Consider the following 15,656-nt stretch of genomic DNA (forward strand, 5'->3'; position numbering starts at 1 on the left):
AGTCGGAGCCTGCTGCTCAGGCCGCGACCCTGATGGCCGGCGCGGGCTTCTTCACCGGAATGCGCACCGACACGATCGTGCCGACACCTTCGGTCGAACGGATCTTCAGCGCGCCGCCCTGGAGTTCAGCCAGCGAGCGCGAGATGGCGAGGCCAAGGCCGGACCCGGTGTGGCTCTTGGAGAACTGGTTCTGCACCTGTTCGAAGGGCCGTCCGAGCTTGCCGAGCGCATCCTTGGGGATGCCGCAGCCATTGTCCTCGATCGTCAGCACCAGCGCGCCGGATGTGTTGCGGGCCCTGACCGATATGTGGCCGCCTTGGCCGGTGAATTTCACCGCATTGGACAAAAGGTTGATGACGATCTGCTTGATCGCCCGGCGATCGGCGACCAGCGTCAGCGCGTCGGCGATGCGGGTTTCCACGGTGATGGCCTTTTGCGCCGCTTGCAGCGAAACGACGCGAACCGTTTCGCTGATCAGCGGGCCGAGGTCGATCTCCTCCCGGTCCAGCGAGAACTGGCCGGCCTCGATCTTGGACATGTCGAGAATGTCGTTGATGACGCCCAGCAGATATTTGCCGCTGCTGTTGATGTCGGTGGCATATTCCTCGTAGCGCTCCGATCCGAGCGGGCCGAACAGCCCCTGTTCCATCAGTTCGGAGAAGCCGATGATGGCGTTCAGCGGCGTGCGCAACTCATGCGACATGTTGGCCAGGAATTCGGATTTCGCCCGGTTCGCCGCTTCGGCCCGTTCGGTTTCCTTCATGTATTTGCGGTTGAGGTCGACCAGTTCGCGCGAACGCTCTTCTTCCGCCCGGCGGGCGAGGCTGAGATCATGGATCGTCGCCATCAGCCGGCGCTCGCTGTCGACCAGCTTCTCCTGGTGCAGCTTGATCTGGGTGATGTCGGAACCGACCGAGACGATGCCGCCATCCCGGGTCTTCAGTTCGTTGACCTGCAGCCAGCGTCCATCCGCCAGCTGGCGCTCGAAAGTGGCGCCGCCTTGCAGTCCGCTGGTGTTGGCAAGCCGCCGTTCGGAAGCAAAGGCCAGCATGCGTTCTTCCAATGCCGCACGCGTGACGCCCGGCATCACGTCGCGGTCCGAAAGCCCGTTGTCCTGCTGGTATTTGGAATTGCACATGATCAGGCGCTGCGCCGAATCCCACAGCACGAAGGATTCGTTGATGTTCTCGATCGCCGTTCTGAGGCGAAGGTCGGCTGCCTCGGAACGCAACGCCAGATGACGCTGTTCGGTGACGTCGACGGCGATGCCGATCAGTTGGATCTCCGGGGCTTCCGGATCGATGACTTGTGCCCGGGCGCGCATCCAGACCCATTGGCCGTCGGAATGCCGCATCCGGAACACCTGGTCGATATGGTCGATCTCGCGCGCGACAATTCTGTTGGCGAGCTCGAACAGGTCGCCGTCCTCGGGATGGATGATCTGATCGACCTCGCCGAAGGACAGCATCGTGTCGCAGGGCTTGTAGCCGAGCATGTCGTACATCGAGCGCGACCAGTACATCTTGCCGCGCACCATGTCCCAGTCCCACAGGCCGCAGCGGCCGCGAACCAGTGCCATGTCGATGCGCTGATGTGCTTCGAGGTAGATGCGGTCAGCCGCCTGCGCACGCGCCGCCTGGCCGAAATAGGCGTAGAGGATGACGATCAGCACACCGGCCGTCAGCACGAACAGGGTGACGTTCAGCGAAACAGTCTTGCGCCAGGCATCGAAAACCGCGTCCTGCGGCACCAGGGCCGCCGACGCACCTTTCTGGCCATTCGCCAGGCTGACCGCCGCGTACCAGTCGCGTCCGTCGATGTTGACGTCCATGACGCCGGCGCGATCGCCGAACATGAACAATGGCTGGCCGCCTTCGACGAGGCCGTCGAGCGAATGGCCCTGCCATGGCACCGAGCGCGGTGTCACCGCGACGATCTTGAACGCACTGTCGGTGATGACGAGCACATGGCTGCGGCCCATCGCGCCCTGACGGCTGGTGGTCTCCAGCAGATCCTGGATGGCGCCGGGCACCGTGTCCGAGGTGGTGGCGAGCGAACTGGCCAGCTGGCCAGCCGCCAGCGTCAGGATCGCCTTGGCATTGCGCTCGACATCGTCGCGCTCGTTCATCAGCGACAGCACGCGCAGTGCCGCGATGACGATCAGGAATGTGATGATCAGGACGGGTATCGATCGGCGCAGCAGCGGCTCGGCGGCCAGAAGCCGCCGGTAGGCCGGTTCGGCGATGAGCCGCGTATTCCCAGCAAGGCCGTCGCTGCGCGTCTCTCGATGCGCAAAAGCCGTCCCTCCGGGCGCGCCCCACGCGTCCGCCTTCGCCATAAATGGCACTCCCCGAATTTGCCTATGCTGCTTGTTGATCCGGCAAACGCCGCACATCCGAATCGTCAGTAAAGAATCAAAGGTGATTCGCCTTGTCCAGTGGTCCGGCGAAAAAAGATTAAAAATCGACTAAAATAACGCCGAAATGGGCCAATGCCCCCTATGGAGTGCGCGACCATCTCTCTGAGGTTTGCTTGACAGATTGTAGTTTATAAACTACACTCTCTCATGATCGATCTGAAGCAGACCGAAACGTTCCGAAAATGGTGGACGCGACTGAGGGATGAGCGCGCCCGAGGAGCGATCTTTGCCCGGCTCGACCGTCTTGCCTATGGGCATCCGGGAGATGTCGAGCCCGTGGGGGAGGGGATAAGCGAGTTGCGTATCCACTACGGTCCCGGCTACCGCGTGTATTTTCAGAAGCGGGGGAGCACGATCATCGTCCTCCTATGCGGGGGCGACAAAGGCACTCAGAAGAAGGACATCACGACAGCGAAACGGCTGGCAAAAGAATGGAGTGAATGACATGGCTGAAAAACTGACAACCTTTGATCCGGCGGAAGGCCTGACCTCCGATGAGGCCATTGCGGCCTTCATGGCGGAAGCATTTGCTTCCGAGGATTCCGGCTATATCGCGCACGCGCTGGGGGTCGTGGCCCGCGCCAAAGGCATGGCCCAGATAGCGAGCCAGACGGGACTTTCGCGTGAACAGCTTTATCGCTCGTTCAGTGAGAACGGCAATCCGACCCTGAAAACGACGATTGCCGTGATGAAGGCGCTCGGAATCGAGTTGACCGCTAGGCCCCAGTCCCATCAGCCGGGACTGGTCTAACGGGCGCTTGAAGAGATTACGCACTCACGCCAGCGTGCGCTCGACGATATCCCGCAGATCAGCCGACAGGTTTTCGGCGCCGGCGATCGACAGCAGCGCTTCCCTGGCCTTGGCCTGCCGCAAAGGTTCGAGCGAACGCCACGATCTGAGCGCCGTCGCCAGCCTTGCCGCCACTTGCGGGTTGCGTTTTTCGACCTCGAGCACAGTCTGAGCAAAGAACCAGTAGCCTTCGCCGTCAGCACGATGGAAGCTGGTCTGGTTGGCGCTTGAGAACGTGCCGATCAACGAGCGCACCCGGTTCGGATTGCCCATCGAGAAGGCCGGGTGGCTGGTCAGGGCCTTCACTGTGTCGACGGTTTGCGGCCCCGGAACGCTGGCCTGGATCTGGAACCATTTATCCATGACAAGCGGGTCGGAGCCATAGGCCGTCTCGAAAGCCGCCAGCGCCTTGATCGCCTCGGGCGAACCGTCGTGACGATGCGCGAGCACGGCAAGTGCGGCCGCGCGGTCGGTCATGTTGGTCGCGGATTGGAAATGCCCGGCGGCAAGTGCCGCTCCGCCCGGCTGCAGCGACAGATAATCCAGCAGGGTGTTGCGCAAGGCGCGTCGTCCGGCGCTCGCCGCGTCAGGGCTGAACGCTTCTCTGTCGGCAAGGCGCTCGTAGAGCCCCGAAAAAGCGTCGCGGTTCGCAGTGCCGATCGCCAGCGCCAGCGCCTCGCGAGCCGCATAAATGGCGTCGGGGTCGATATTCCTGCCGATGTCGCGGGCAATGTCGGCTTCGCCCGGCAGGGCCAGCGCCAGTGCTCGATAGGCCGGCTCCAGCGTCTCGTCGCCGGCGATGCCGCCGGCGAGTTCGATCAGCCGCGGCGCAAAGGCCGGCTGCTTGCCGCCGAGGATCTCGCGGAAGGCTGATATCAGCGCATCGGTCAGCAATGTGTTGAAGGCCTGCCAGCGCGAGAAGGCGTCGCTGTCATGACGGGCGAGGAAGAACTGGTCGTCGGCTTTCTGCTCGACGGACAATGTTACTGGGGCCGAAAAGCCGCGGTTGAGCGACACGGCCGGGCGCTCAGTGACGCCTGAAAACCGCACCATGTGGCGGCGCTTGCGGACATGGATGACGCCGTCCTCGACGCTGGCGCCCTCGACACCGCTGTAGTCCACGGGCTTGCCGCCGGCGCCGATCAGGCCGAAGGCGAGCGGGATGTGCATCAGCCGCTTGCGGCTTTCGGAGGGTGTCGGCGGCACCGACTGCTCGATTTCGAGAGTGAACTCCCGCGCAGCCGGATTGTGCGTCGAACTGATCGTCAGGTTGGGCGTTCCCGCCTGATGATACCAAAGTGCGAACTGCGACAGGTCGCGGCCGGACGCATCCTCGAACACCTTGATGAAATCCTCGATCGTCGCCGCGTCACCATCGTGCCGCTCGAAATAGAGGTCCATGCCGGCGCGAAAGACGTCGACTCCGAGAATTGTGCGGATCATGCGCACCACTTCGGAGCCCTTCTCGTAGACCGTCGCCGTGTAGAAATTGTTGATCTCGCGGTAGCGGCGCGGCCGCACCGGATGCGCCAGCGGGCCTTGGTCCTCGGGAAACTGGTGGGCGCGCAAGGTCCGCACTTCGGCGATGCGCTTGACCGCGCGCGAGCGCTGATCGGCGGAGAACTCGTGGTCGCGGAAAACGGTCAGGCCTTCCTTCAGGCAGAGCTGGAACCAGTCGCGGCAAGTGATTCTGTTGCCTGTCCAATTGTGGAAATACTCATGCGCGATGATCGCCTCGATATTGGCGAAATCGGCATCCGTCGCGGTCTCCTGATCGGCCAGAACATATTTGTCGTTGAAGATATTGAGACCCTTGTTCTCCATCGCACCCATGTTGAAATCGGACACGGCGACGATGTTGAAGACGTCGAGATCGTATTCCCGGCCGAACGCCTCCTCGTCCCATTTCATCGACCGCTTCAGGGCGTCCATCGCATAGCCGGCCAGCTTCTCCTTGCCGGGCTCGACATAGATGCCGAGCTCGACCGTGCGGCCGGACAGGGTGACGAAACTGTCGGCGAGCTGGCCGAGATTGCCGGCCACCAATGCGAACAGATAGGACGGCTTGGGGAAGGGGTCGTGCCAACTAGCATAGTGCCAGCCGTCGCCGAGGTCACCCTTGTCGACCGGGTTGCCGTTGGACAGGAGCAGTGGCGCCTCGTCGCGCATTGCCTCTATGCGCACCGTGTAGACAGACAGGATGTCGGGTCGATCGAGGAAATAGGTGATACGGCGGAAGCCCTCGGCCTCGCATTGCGTGCAGTAGACATGGCTCGAGCGGTAGAGGCCCATCAGCGCTTCATTGCCCGCCGGCGCCAACTCGGTCTCGATCAGCAGTTGGAAGCGGCGCGCGGCCGGCGGCTTGAGGATGGTCAGCTGGTCCGGGCTCGCCAGCATATCCGCCGGTTTCACCTTCTTGCCGTCGATCTCGATGCGCTTGAGCGTCAGCCCGTCGCCGTCGAGCACCAATGGTGCCGACACGGAGACGCCATCACGGCGCTCGACCGTGAGTAAGGCGGTGACGTGCGTTGCGTCTGGCGAAAGGCGGAAAGTGAGGTTGGTTTGCGGAATGAGGTAATCGTTGGGGCGATAGTCTTCGAGCTTGAAGACCTGGCCGGTGTCCGTGCGCATTCCGTGGGTTTTCCTGTCGATGGCGTTGGGGGCGGATTGTGTCCGCTGGTCCAAGAAATTTGAAGTCCGCGCTCTTTACACGAAACGGCCCCTCGACAAAACTGAGGCAATGCCTATTTCAGGCCTTCCTTCTCCGTCATCACCGCGAGGCATCCATTGACCGTCGTCACACCGAAATTCGGCATGGGCGCATCCGTGCTGCGGCGCGAGGATGCCGCCTTCATCCAGGGACAGGGCCGCTATACCGACGACATCCAGCCGGCTGGCGTCCTGCATGGCTATGTTCTGCGCTCGCCAGTCGCCAAGGCCAGTTTCACCATCGGCTCGACCGAAGCGGCCAAAGCCGCACCCGGCGTCCATCTGGTGCTGACCGGCAAGGACCTTGCCCATCTCGGCGATCTCAAGTCCGGCGTCATGCAGGAACAGCCGGACGGCACCAAGGCTCCGACGCGCGACATTCCGATCCTGTGCCGCGACCGCGTCAACTATGTCGGCGATGCCGTTGCCTTCGTCGTCGCCGACAGCCGTGCTTTGGCGCAGGATGCCGCCGAACTGATCGACGTCGACTATGACAGCGAAGATGCGGCCTCCGGGACGGCAACGGCACTTGCCGAAGGCACACCGCTGGTCTGGCCGGAGCTTGGTTCCAACCGGGCCTTCACCTACCACATGGGCGACAAGGCGAAGACCAAGGCGGCTTTCGCCAAAGCTGCCCATGTCACCCGCATCGAATTCGTCAACAACCGGCTGGTCTGCAACTACATGGAGCCGCGCTCGGCGATCGGCGAGTGGAACGCTGAGGAGAACCGCTTCGTGCTGACCACGGGGTCGCAGGGCGTGCATTCCATGCAATACATCCTGGCCGGCCTGTTCAAGATCAAGAAGGCTCAGCTGCGCGTCATCACGCCCGATGTCGGCGGTGGTTTCGGGCCCAAGAGCTTCGTCTACCGCGAATATCCGCTGGTGCTGGAGGCGGCAAAGCGGCTTGGCCGTCCGGTGAAATGGGCCGGCGACCGCACCGAGCACTTCCTGACCGACGCGCAAGGCCGCGACAATTTCGTGACGGCCGAGATGGCGCTGGACAAGGATGGCCGTTTCCTTGGCATGAAGGTGGACCTGCTCGCCAACATTGGCGCCTATATCTCGCAATACGGTCCGTTCATTCCCTATATCGGCGTCACCATGTCGACCGGCGTCTATGATATCCAGGCGCTCGATGTCTCGGTCACCGGCCTCTACACCAACACCTGCCCGGTCGATGCCTATCGCGGTGCCGGCCGGCCGGAAGCAGCGTTCCTGCTGGAAAAGCTTGTCGATGCCTGCGCCCATGATCTCGGCCTGCCGGTCGAGGAGATCCGCCGCCGCAACTTCATCCGGCCGGAGCAGTTTCCCTACCGAACGCAGACCGGCCGCCTCTACGACAATGGTGAGTTCGAAGGCCATATGGAGCGCGCCATTGAACGGTCCGAATGGAAAGCGTTCCCGGCGCGGCTGGCGCAGTCGAAAGCCGGCGGAAAGATCCGCGGCCTCGGCATGGCGACCTATATCGAGGCCTGCGCCTTTCCGGGCTCCGAACCGGCCTTCGTCGAACTCAACGGCGACGGCACGGTGACGCTGAAGATCGGCACCCAGACCAACGGGCAGGGTCACGCCACCGCCTATGCGCAGTTCCTGTCGGAAAAGCTCAATCTTGACATCGACAAGATCCACGTCCGCCAGGGCGACACCGACGAGTTGAAGGCCGGCGGCGGCACCGGCGGCTCGCGTTCCATTCCGCTTGGGGGTGTATCAGCTTCCCGCGCGGGCGAGGATTTGGCCAACAAGATCAAGCGAATCGCTGCCGACGAGCTTGAAGCCTCGGCCGGCGACATCGAGCTGTCTGATGGCATTGCCCGTATCGTCGGCACCGATCGCTCGATCGATTTTTCCGCCATCGCCAAAGCCGCCAAGACGCCCGATGATCTCAAGGGCTTCGGCGAGTTCGTGCAGGACGAGTGCACTTATCCCAACGGCACCCATATCTGCGAGGTCGAGATCGATCCCGACACCGGCGCGACGGAGATTGTCCGCTACACCATCGTTGACGATTTCGGCGTCACCGTGAATCCGATCCTGCTTGCCGGTCAGGTGCATGGCGGCGTCGTGCAAGGCATCGGTCAGGCGCTGACCGAGGACACCATCTATGGCGAGGACGGGCAGCTGCTGACGGCGAGCTTCATGGACTACGCCATGCCGCGCGCCGACAATTTCCCGTTCTTCCATTTCGAGACCCGCAACGTGCCATCGACCACCAATGCGCTCGGCATCAAGGGGGCAGGAGAGGCCGGCACTATCGGCTCGACGCCGGCGGCGCTCAATGCGGTGACCGACGCCCTCTGGCGCGCCTACGGCGTCAGGCACATAGACATGCCGGCAACGCCGGCGCGCATCTGGGCAACGATCCGGGAAGCCGCGGGAGCGTGACAGCAGGTCCCGGCAATTCCTCAGCCACAGCCAGCGATCATGCTGGCGGGCACAACACGCTCACCGGCATCATGCTCAAGATCGTGTCAGTGGCGGTCTTCGTCGGCATGCAGACCTGCATCAAGGCCGCCGGTACCGTTCCGGCGGGGCAGATCGTCTTCTTCCGTTCCTTCTTCGCCATCTTCCCGATCATCGCGTTCCTGGCCTTCAGGGGAAAACTTGGCACCGCGTTCACCACCAAGCGTCCGTTCAACCATATCGCGCGCGGCGTCGTCGGCGTCTGCGCCATGGGACTTGGCTTTTTCGCGTTGACCCGGCTGCCACTGCCGGAGGCTATCACGCTGAACTATGCGCAGCCTTTGCTGGTGGTGGTGTTCAGCTCGATCTTTCTCGGCGAAGCCATCCGCGTCTATCGCTGGAGCGCGGTCGCGGTCGGTCTGGTCGGCGTGCTGATCATCTCCTGGCCGGAGCTGACGCTCTTGAGTTCCGACGAGGCGCTCGACGACCAGGAGGTGCTCGGCGTCGTGGCCGCTCTGGTCGCGGCGGCGATCTCGGCCGTCGCCATGCTCTTGGTGCGCAATCTCGTGCAAAGCGAGCGCACCGCGACCATCGTCCTGTGGTTTTCGGTGACGGCGAGCATCATGTCGCTGCTGTCGCTGCCGTTCGGCTGGCAGGCGCTGACGCCACTCCAGGCGGCTCTTCTGGTTGCCGCCGGCTTCTGCGGCGGCCTCGGCCAGATCCTGATGACGGCGGCGTATCGCCATGCCGAGGCCTCGGTCGTGGCGCCGTTCGAGTACACCTCGATGATCCTCGGCGTCGTCGTCGGCTATCTCGTCTTCGGCGACGTCGCCACGCTGAACATGCTCGTCGGCGGCCTGATCGTCGTTGCCGCCGGGATTTTCATCATCTGGCGCGAGCGTCAGCTTGGCCTGGAGCGCACCCGCACGCGAAAGGCATCTTTGCCTGAAGGGTGATTACGACAGTTCGGCCCGCTCCTTCGCCAATCGCACCAGCACCGTCCTCGTCTGCTCGTCGGCCGGGAAAAACGATTCGATCGCCAGTTCCGACAGCGTCACGTCGAGCGGCGTGCCGAAGACGGTGATGGTGCTGATGAATGACAGCACCTGATCGCCATGCGCCAGCCTGAGCGGGTGCACGATGGCATTCGGCTCGACAGGCGTCGGCCGGCTGCCCTTCAAGCCGGACGGATAGGTCCGCAGTTCACGCTCCAGCTCGACCAGCACCGGGTCGCCGGAGGCGTCGTTCTGGTGTTTCAGGCGCTCAAGCAGATGCGCTCGCCACTCCTGGAGATTGACGATGCGTGGTGCGATGCCGCCGGGATGCAGGCTGAGGCGAAGCACGTTGACCGGCGGCGTCAGCAGCGAAGCCTCGCTGATATCGGCAAGGAAGGGAGCGATGGCGGCGTTGGCCGAAACCAGGTTCCAGTGGCGGTCGACAGCGAGTGCCGGGAAAGGCTCGTGCCCCTTGAGCACGATCTCGACCGCCGCCATCGCCGGCGCCAGCGTCGTGTCGGTGAGCGAGCGCTCGCCGAAGCTGGGGGCAAAGCCTGCGGCGAGCAGCAACTGGTTGCGCTGCCTGAGCGGAATGGAGAGCTGCTCGGCCAGATGCAGCACCATGTCGCGCGAGGGCGCGGCGCGGCCGCTTTCGACGAAACTCAGATGCCGCTGCGAGATCTCGGCCTCCATCGCGAGGTCGAGCTGGCTCATACGACGTCGCGTGCGCCATTCGCGAATAAGGCTGCCGGCGGAGGTTTGGGATGTGGTCATGAGGGCATGGTTAGGCCGAGAGGAGACGTATTTCAATTACCTGGGAGGTTATTGGCGAAGGCCGAGGTGACATCCGATCTCCCTCCTCGTGGGGGAGATGCCTGGCAAGGCAGAGGGAGGGGGGGCGCTGTCCCGCCGACGTGCCAGCAAGACTGTGTTTGAGGCGAAACCAAAGGGAAGATCGCAAAGGCTTGCGATCCTTCGCGCCCCCCTCTGTCCTGCCGGACATCTCCCCCACGAGGGGTGAGATTGGCTAATCTCCCAGCGCCCGCAGCTTTGCCTTCACCTCGAGAAAATCCCGCCACGCCAGCTTCTTGTGCGCGGGCGTTCGTAAGAGATAAGCCGGATGCAGCGTTGGCATGGCGGGAATGGCGATGCCGGATGCCGTCGTATGGACCCGCCAGTTGCCGCGCAGCCGCAGGATGCCTTCGGAGGTATTGAGCAAGGTCTTGGCTGACGGGCCGCCAAGGTTGATCAGCACCTTCGGATTGACCAGCTCGATCTGCCGCTCGATGAACGGCCGGCAAATCTCGGTTTCGTGCGGCGTCGGTGTGCGATTGCCCGGCGGCCGCCAGGGAATGACGTTGGCGATATAGACCGAAGTGCGGTCGAGCCCGATCGCTGCCAGCATGCGGTCGAGCAGCCGGCCCGAGCGGCCGACGAAGGGCAGGCCCTCGATGTCCTCGTCGCGGCCAGGCGCTTCGCCGACCAGCATCACAGCTGCTTCCGGGTTGCCGTCGGCGAACACCAGGCTCTTGGCGGTGGTCTTGAGATTGCAGCCGTCGAACGACGCCATGTGCTGGCGAAGCTCGTCCAGTGTCGTTGCCGTCGTTGCCAACTGGCGGGCAAGTGCTGCTTGCGCTTCGTCGGGAACCGCAGTCGTCGCAGATGGCGGCCGCGCAACCGGTGGCGCATTTGCTCTGTCTCCGGCTTCGGCGCGAGAGATGTTCGTCGAACGCTGCGGTGCGACGGTGTCGCCCGAAGACGCCACCGTCGGCGCGCGCTCCATAGGCTTTGGCGCAACCTCGGCGAATCGGTTCACCGACCGATCTTCAAGCGCCTCGTCGACGCCCACGCTGGCATAAAAGGCCAGCAGGTCGGCGATATCGGGTCTGTTGTTTGGGAAAGCGGCAGTCATGCCGGCACATTCGTCCGCGTGGCGGCAATTTGCAAGGCTGGCCGCTTGCTCTACCCCGTCGGTATGCGCGGATCCTGCACCAGATAGAAAGTCCAGCGCGGCGTGTAGTCGGTCATCAGGAATTCGAACCTGGCGGTTTTCAGCGGGTCGACCTTGCCGTTCCTGAACAGCAGCCGGTCATAAGGTTCGAAATCACGATCGAAATCGGCAAAATTGCTCGACCAGATGTTGTCAGGTGTCTTGTTGCGCTGGTCGAACGAAAGCCCGTCGCCGAACACGCTCGGCTGGTTCAGGATCTCCTGCAGCTCGAACTGGAACTCGATCCAGGCCTGGCCGCTGTTGTTGAGCACGTCGATGCGCATATACATGATACCGTTGGCGAATTCGCCGGCCGAGCCGAAAGCCTGGATCGGCTTTGTCGTGCGGATGGTCAGCGTGACCGGCGTTGACGAATTCAGCTCTTCGGTGATCACCAGCGGATCATCCTTCGTGCCGATGCCCGAAGCGCCGGTGATGTGGAAGCCGCCAAGCTCATCGGAGAAGGAGTAGGCGCCCGTCGCCCAGACTTTCACCTCGTCCGCGGCGGCGTGACCCGGTGCCAACATCAGAAGGGCCAAAAGGAGCGCCCGGCGGGTCCGGCCGGGCGGGAAAACAAAGCGCGTCGATGAAAAGCCGGCTGGCCCAGGAATGCGCATGGCGTGAAGTATGGCCGATAAGCAAGCCGTCGAACAATTAAAAACGCAAGCGCCCAGGGCAATGCCGGACGAAAAGCACGCGCCCAGCCTCGCGATGCGCGACTTTTTGGCCAAAACCGCATTGTCACGTATGCGCCGGTTTCCTGTCGCCAATTGATGCGCTATGCAGCGCAGGAGCCAGCAAGATACCCGAATGGGATAAGCCAGTGCGGAGGGGTTGATGAGCGACATCGAACGCGAAAGCATGGAATTCGACGTGGTTATCGTCGGCGCCGGCCCGGCCGGCCTCGCCGCCGCCATCCGCCTCAAGCAGGTCAATCCCGAGCTCTCGGTTGTCGTCCTGGAAAAGGGCGGCGAAGTCGGCGCCCATATCCTCTCCGGCGCCGTCGTCGATCCAATCGGCATCGACCGGCTCTTGCCAGGCTGGCGTGATGAGGAAGGCCACCCTTTCAAGACGCCGGTCACGGCGGACCATTTCCTCGTCCTTGGCCCTGCAGGCTCGTTCCGTCTGCCCAACATCCTGATGCCGCCGCTGATGAACAATCACGGCAATTACATCGTCTCGCTCGGCAATGTCTGCCGCTGGCTGGCGACCAAGGCCGAGGCGCTCGGCGTCGAGATCTATCCAGGCTTTGCCGCGTCCGGCCTGCTTTACAATGAAGAAGGCGCCGTCACCGGCGTCGTCACCGGCGACATGGGCGTCGAGAAGGACGGCACGCACGGCCCGGGTTTCGCACCCGGCATGGCACTGATGGGCAAGTATGTGCTGATCGGCGAGGGCGCGCGCGGCTCGCTCGCCAAGCAATTGATCGCCAAATACAAGCTTTCCGATGGCCGCGAACCGGGCAAATACGGCATCGGCCTCAAGGAACTCTGGCAGGTCAAGCCGGAGAATCACCGGCCGGGCCTTGTCCAGCATTCCTTCGGCTGGCCACTCGACCTGAAGACCGGCGGCGGCTCGTTCCTCTACCACCTCGAGGACAATCAGGTGGCGGTCGGTTTCGTCCTCCATCTCAACTACAAGAATCCCTGGCTGTCGCCGTTCGAGGAATTCCAGCGCTTCAAAACCCATCCGGCAATCCGCGGTACCTTCGAAGGCGCCAAGCGGCTGGGCTACGGCGCGCGCGCCATCACCGAAGGCGGCTGGCAGTCGGTGCCGAAACTGTCCTTCCCCGGTGGCGCGCTGATGGGCTGTGCGGCCGGGTTCGTCAACGTGCCGCGCATTAAGGGGTCGCACAATGCCGTGCTGTCCGGCATGCTGGCGGCCGAGCACGTCGCCGAGGCGATCGGTGCCGGTCGTGCCAATGACGAACTTTCCTCCTATGAGGCAGCCTGGCGGGCGACCGACATCGGCAAGGATCTGAAGAGGGTGCGCAACGTCAAGCCGCTATGGTCGCGCTTCGGCACCATCATCGGTGTCGGTCTCGGCGGCCTCGACATGTGGCTGAACACGTTGTTCGGGATATCGCCCTTCGGCACGCTGAAGCATGGCAAGGCCGACTATGCCACGCTCGAGCCTGCCGCCCAGCACAAGAAGATCGCCTATCCGAAGCCCGATGGCGTCCTGACCTTCGACCGGCTGTCCTCGGTGTTCCTGTCCAACACCAACCACGAGGAAAACGAGCCGGTCCATCTGCTTGTCGGCGAAATGGAGCTGCAGAAACGTTCCGAGCACGATGTCTTTGCGGGGCCCTCGACGCGCTACTGTCCGGCCGGCGTTTATGAATGGGTCGACAAGGACGGCAATGCCGCCGCCGATCCCGCAGCCAAGGACGTGCGCTTCGTCATCAACGCGCAGAACTGCGTCCACTGCAAGACATGCGACATCAAGGATCCGAACCAGAACATCAACTGGGTGCCTCCGCAAGGCGGCGAAGGCCCGGTCTACCAGGGCATGTAAGCCACGCGCCGACCGGACAGGCTTGGCCGCCGCAAGCACAAATGCCGGCGATGGTTTGGGTCTTCCGGGCCTGTGAAATATTAGGACTGTTGAAACTGCCGCGCGCTTATGGTTCCATCTCCTGACGACAGGGAGATGGCCAATGCGCTTGGCGGTTCTGGCATGCCTTTTGGTGATCGGCGCGCTGTTCGGTTCCGCTCCGATGGCCTCGGCCGGCACCAGGGTGGTGGTCAGGACGCGGACCTATGATATCACCGGGACCACGGGTCTCGCGCTGATGGGGGCGATGGACCGCAAAGGGCCGAAGCACGGCTTCATGACGCACGCCATCGCACAGACCGGCTACACCGTGGATTGGAACCTTGACGCCGGCCAGGACAATGGCGTCTGCCGCCTGCGGAGCGCCAACGGCACGCTCAATCTCTTCTATACGTTTCCGCGTGTCGCCTCGACCACTCCGCCGGCGCTCCAGAAGCGCTGGGCGCGGTTCTTCGCCGGCGTCCGCGCTCACGAAGAAACCCATGGCCGCCTCGCCAGGGAAATGATGCGCGCCACCGAAAGATCGATCACCGGCCTCAGCATTGCCGACGACCGGTCCTGTTACAAGACGCGCCGCGAGGCGCAGCGGCGTATCCATGCCACCTATGCCGCATATGAGGCGAAGCAGATCGCTTTCGACGCCAGCGAGCATCGCGACGGTGGCCATGTCGAGCATCTCGTCACCGCTTTGGTCAGACCTTGATCTTTTAGCCTGGCGTTTTTCCAGCAGCCGGTATCAGCGACGCGGTCGCGGTTTCATGGTCGTCCGCCGGCTTTTGCTGGTTCAGCCTGAGCGAGAATTCCACCATGACCGGCAGGTGGTCCGAGCCGGTATCCTCCAGCCGTGTCGCGGAATGGATGGTCACGCCGCCCTTGCTGAAAACCTGGTCGATCGGCAGGCCGGCGAAGCGCCGCAGGAAATCCGGCAGCTTGATGTGGATCCATGTCGGGCCGGCGGACGGCATGACGGTCAGCCCGCCGAGCGAGGCGACGCGCCGCACGGCGGCACTCCATGGCACGGCGTTGCAGTCTCCCGCCATGATCGCCGTCTCGCCGAGAGCCGACAGCGATTCCGTCAGCTCACCAATCTGCCAGTACTGCTCGCGTGGCCACGGCCAACTGAGATGGATGGCGGCGACGTCGACGTCAATGCCGCCGAAGTCGACGGTCGCTGTCGCCATCGCGCCGCGCCGTTCGCAACGCGCCTCGGTGCCGGCGGCAAACGGCCGCCGCGAGAGCAGTGCGACGCCGAATATGCCGTTCGGATACGGGCAGAGGATCCGGTATGGATATGCGCTGCTGATATAGCCAAGCTCGGTCGCCCACATCGCCGACACCTCGTCGAGGGTGATCACGTCGGGATTGGTCCGGCCGATCAGCGACAGCACCTTCTTTGGCGTCGGATTGTCGTAGCGCAGGTTCATCTGCAGCAGCTTGTAGGTCGCACGATTTTCGTTCTTGGCTTCATAGGCAGCTTGAACCGGCCATGGACTGGGCAAAGTGTTCAAGGTCGTGGCAAAAGCCGCCACGGCAAAAAGCAGCGCCACGGCTGCTTGCAAGCGAAATGTCGTGGCCAGCAGCGGCAGCGCGCAAAGCGCCATCAGCACGGCAAGGTGGACGCGGAAATGCGAGAAAGAATCGAAGGCCGGATGCAGCGTTCCGAAAAACCCGGCCACCAGCGCGACCGAACAGACGAGCATTGCCAAGAATGCAACCGACATCAGCAATGTCCCGAAGCTCGCTCTCTCCATACCGCCTGCTTATCGGCAAAAATGCGGCTCAATCAAGATGACG

13 protein-coding genes are annotated in these 15,656 nt (G+C 63.1%); 7 read left to right on the forward strand and 6 right to left on the reverse strand.

Annotation, left to right across the window (positions count from 1 at the left end; all coding sequences use genetic code 11):
• Nucleotides 1-16: 16 nt before the first annotated feature.
• The gene (locus tag C8D77_RS11765) at nucleotides 17-2,338 is read right to left on the reverse strand and encodes a PAS domain-containing sensor histidine kinase (RefSeq protein ID WP_109662588.1); all 2,322 of its coding nucleotides are present in this window, start codon (nucleotides 2,336-2,338) and stop codon (nucleotides 17-19) included.
• A gap of 228 nt (nucleotides 2,339-2,566) precedes the next feature.
• On the opposite strand from C8D77_RS11765, the gene C8D77_RS11770 reads away from it, so the two are divergent.
• On the forward strand, nucleotides 2,567-2,863 hold the full coding sequence (locus C8D77_RS11770) for a type II toxin-antitoxin system RelE/ParE family toxin (protein ID WP_109662591.1): 297 nt from the start codon (nucleotides 2,567-2,569) through the stop codon (nucleotides 2,861-2,863).
• A gap of 1 nt (nucleotide 2,864) precedes the next feature.
• Complete coding sequence (locus C8D77_RS11775; protein ID WP_109662594.1) at nucleotides 2,865-3,170, forward strand: addiction module antidote protein; 306 nt, start codon at nucleotides 2,865-2,867, stop codon at nucleotides 3,168-3,170.
• 24 nt (nucleotides 3,171-3,194) lie between these two features.
• Here C8D77_RS11775 and pepN read toward each other — a convergent pair whose 3' ends face one another.
• Complete coding sequence (gene pepN, locus C8D77_RS11780; protein WP_109662597.1) at nucleotides 3,195-5,840, reverse strand: aminopeptidase N; 2,646 nt, start codon at nucleotides 5,838-5,840, stop codon at nucleotides 3,195-3,197.
• Nucleotides 5,841-5,996: 156 nt separating this feature from the next.
• Here pepN and C8D77_RS11785 point away from each other — a divergent pair, with 156 nt between their 5' ends.
• Together C8D77_RS11785 and C8D77_RS11790 are read left to right on the forward strand one after the other, a co-directional pair.
• Nucleotides 5,997-8,303: a xanthine dehydrogenase family protein molybdopterin-binding subunit gene (locus C8D77_RS11785; protein WP_109662599.1), complete on the forward strand. Its 2,307-nt coding sequence runs from the start codon at nucleotides 5,997-5,999 to the stop codon at nucleotides 8,301-8,303.
• A 71-nt stretch (nucleotides 8,304-8,374) separates the two neighbouring features.
• A complete protein-coding gene (locus C8D77_RS11790) occupies nucleotides 8,375-9,277 on the forward strand; it encodes a DMT family transporter (protein ID WP_245463088.1) in 903 nt (300 codons plus the stop codon).
• Here the strand turns inward: C8D77_RS11790 and C8D77_RS11795 are convergent, their stop codons facing one another.
• The 3 genes from C8D77_RS11795 to C8D77_RS11810 all read right to left on the reverse strand — a co-directional run bounded on the left by C8D77_RS11795 (nucleotide 9,278) and on the right by C8D77_RS11810 (nucleotide 11,923).
• Complete coding sequence (locus C8D77_RS11795) at nucleotides 9,278-10,090, reverse strand: helix-turn-helix domain-containing protein (protein ID WP_109662603.1); 813 nt, start codon at nucleotides 10,088-10,090, stop codon at nucleotides 9,278-9,280. It abuts the gene before it with no gap.
• Nucleotides 10,091-10,343: 253 nt separating this feature from the next.
• Nucleotides 10,344-11,228, reverse strand: a complete 885-nt coding sequence (locus C8D77_RS11805; RefSeq protein WP_109662608.1) for a uracil-DNA glycosylase — start codon at nucleotides 11,226-11,228, stop codon at nucleotides 10,344-10,346.
• Between the two features lie 50 nt (nucleotides 11,229-11,278).
• Nucleotides 11,279-11,923: a hypothetical protein gene (locus C8D77_RS11810; protein WP_109662611.1), complete on the reverse strand. Its 645-nt coding sequence runs from the start codon at nucleotides 11,921-11,923 to the stop codon at nucleotides 11,279-11,281.
• A gap of 10 nt (nucleotides 11,924-11,933) precedes the next feature.
• Here C8D77_RS11810 and C8D77_RS37585 point away from each other — a divergent pair, with 10 nt between their 5' ends.
• The 3 genes from C8D77_RS37585 (at nucleotide 11,934) to C8D77_RS11820 (ending at nucleotide 14,565) form a co-directional block, all read left to right on the forward strand.
• On the forward strand, nucleotides 11,934-12,080 hold the full coding sequence (locus tag C8D77_RS37585) for a hypothetical protein (RefSeq protein ID WP_164548655.1): 147 nt from the start codon (nucleotides 11,934-11,936) through the stop codon (nucleotides 12,078-12,080).
• A 63-nt stretch (nucleotides 12,081-12,143) separates the two neighbouring features.
• Complete coding sequence (locus C8D77_RS11815) at nucleotides 12,144-13,823, forward strand: electron transfer flavoprotein-ubiquinone oxidoreductase (protein ID WP_109662614.1); 1,680 nt, start codon at nucleotides 12,144-12,146, stop codon at nucleotides 13,821-13,823.
• 142 nt (nucleotides 13,824-13,965) lie between these two features.
• Nucleotides 13,966-14,565: a DUF922 domain-containing Zn-dependent protease gene (locus C8D77_RS11820; RefSeq protein WP_109662616.1), complete on the forward strand. Its 600-nt coding sequence runs from the start codon at nucleotides 13,966-13,968 to the stop codon at nucleotides 14,563-14,565.
• Nucleotides 14,566-14,569: 4 nt separating this feature from the next.
• Here C8D77_RS11820 and C8D77_RS11825 read toward each other — a convergent pair whose 3' ends face one another.
• Nucleotides 14,570-15,583 (reverse strand): endonuclease/exonuclease/phosphatase family protein, encoded by a 1,014-nt coding sequence (locus C8D77_RS11825; RefSeq protein ID WP_245468920.1) that lies wholly within the window; start codon nucleotides 15,581-15,583, stop codon nucleotides 14,570-14,572.
• Between the last annotated feature and the right edge of the window lie 73 nt (nucleotides 15,584-15,656).

The sequence above is a fragment of the Mesorhizobium loti genome (assembly GCF_003148495.1).
Classification (GTDB): domain Bacteria; phylum Pseudomonadota; class Alphaproteobacteria; order Rhizobiales; family Rhizobiaceae; genus Mesorhizobium; species Mesorhizobium loti.

Excerpts from the sequence above, each read along its gene's own strand:
- C8D77_RS11765 (WP_109662588.1), bottom strand. The coding sequence starts at position 2,338 with ATGGCGAAGGCGGACGCGTGGGGCGCGCCCGGAGGGACGGCTTTTGCG.
- C8D77_RS11770 (WP_109662591.1), top strand. The coding sequence starts at position 2,567 with ATGATCGATCTGAAGCAGACCGAAACGTTCCGAAAATGGTGGACGCGA.
- C8D77_RS11775 (WP_109662594.1), top strand. The coding sequence starts at position 2,865 with ATGGCTGAAAAACTGACAACCTTTGATCCGGCGGAAGGCCTGACCTCC.
- pepN (WP_109662597.1), bottom strand. The coding sequence starts at position 5,840 with ATGCGCACGGACACCGGCCAGGTCTTCAAGCTCGAAGACTATCGCCCC.
- C8D77_RS11790 (WP_245463088.1), top strand. The coding sequence starts at position 8,375 with ATGCTCAAGATCGTGTCAGTGGCGGTCTTCGTCGGCATGCAGACCTGC.
- C8D77_RS11795 (WP_109662603.1), bottom strand. The coding sequence starts at position 10,090 with ATGACCACATCCCAAACCTCCGCCGGCAGCCTTATTCGCGAATGGCGC.
- C8D77_RS11805 (WP_109662608.1), bottom strand. The coding sequence starts at position 11,228 with ATGACTGCCGCTTTCCCAAACAACAGACCCGATATCGCCGACCTGCTG.
- C8D77_RS11810 (WP_109662611.1), bottom strand. The coding sequence starts at position 11,923 with ATGCGCATTCCTGGGCCAGCCGGCTTTTCATCGACGCGCTTTGTTTTC.
- C8D77_RS37585 (WP_164548655.1), top strand. The coding sequence starts at position 11,934 with ATGGCCGATAAGCAAGCCGTCGAACAATTAAAAACGCAAGCGCCCAGG.
- C8D77_RS11815 (WP_109662614.1), top strand. The coding sequence starts at position 12,144 with ATGAGCGACATCGAACGCGAAAGCATGGAATTCGACGTGGTTATCGTC.
- C8D77_RS11820 (WP_109662616.1), top strand. The coding sequence starts at position 13,966 with ATGCGCTTGGCGGTTCTGGCATGCCTTTTGGTGATCGGCGCGCTGTTC.
- C8D77_RS11825 (WP_245468920.1), bottom strand. The coding sequence starts at position 15,583 with ATGTCGGTTGCATTCTTGGCAATGCTCGTCTGTTCGGTCGCGCTGGTG.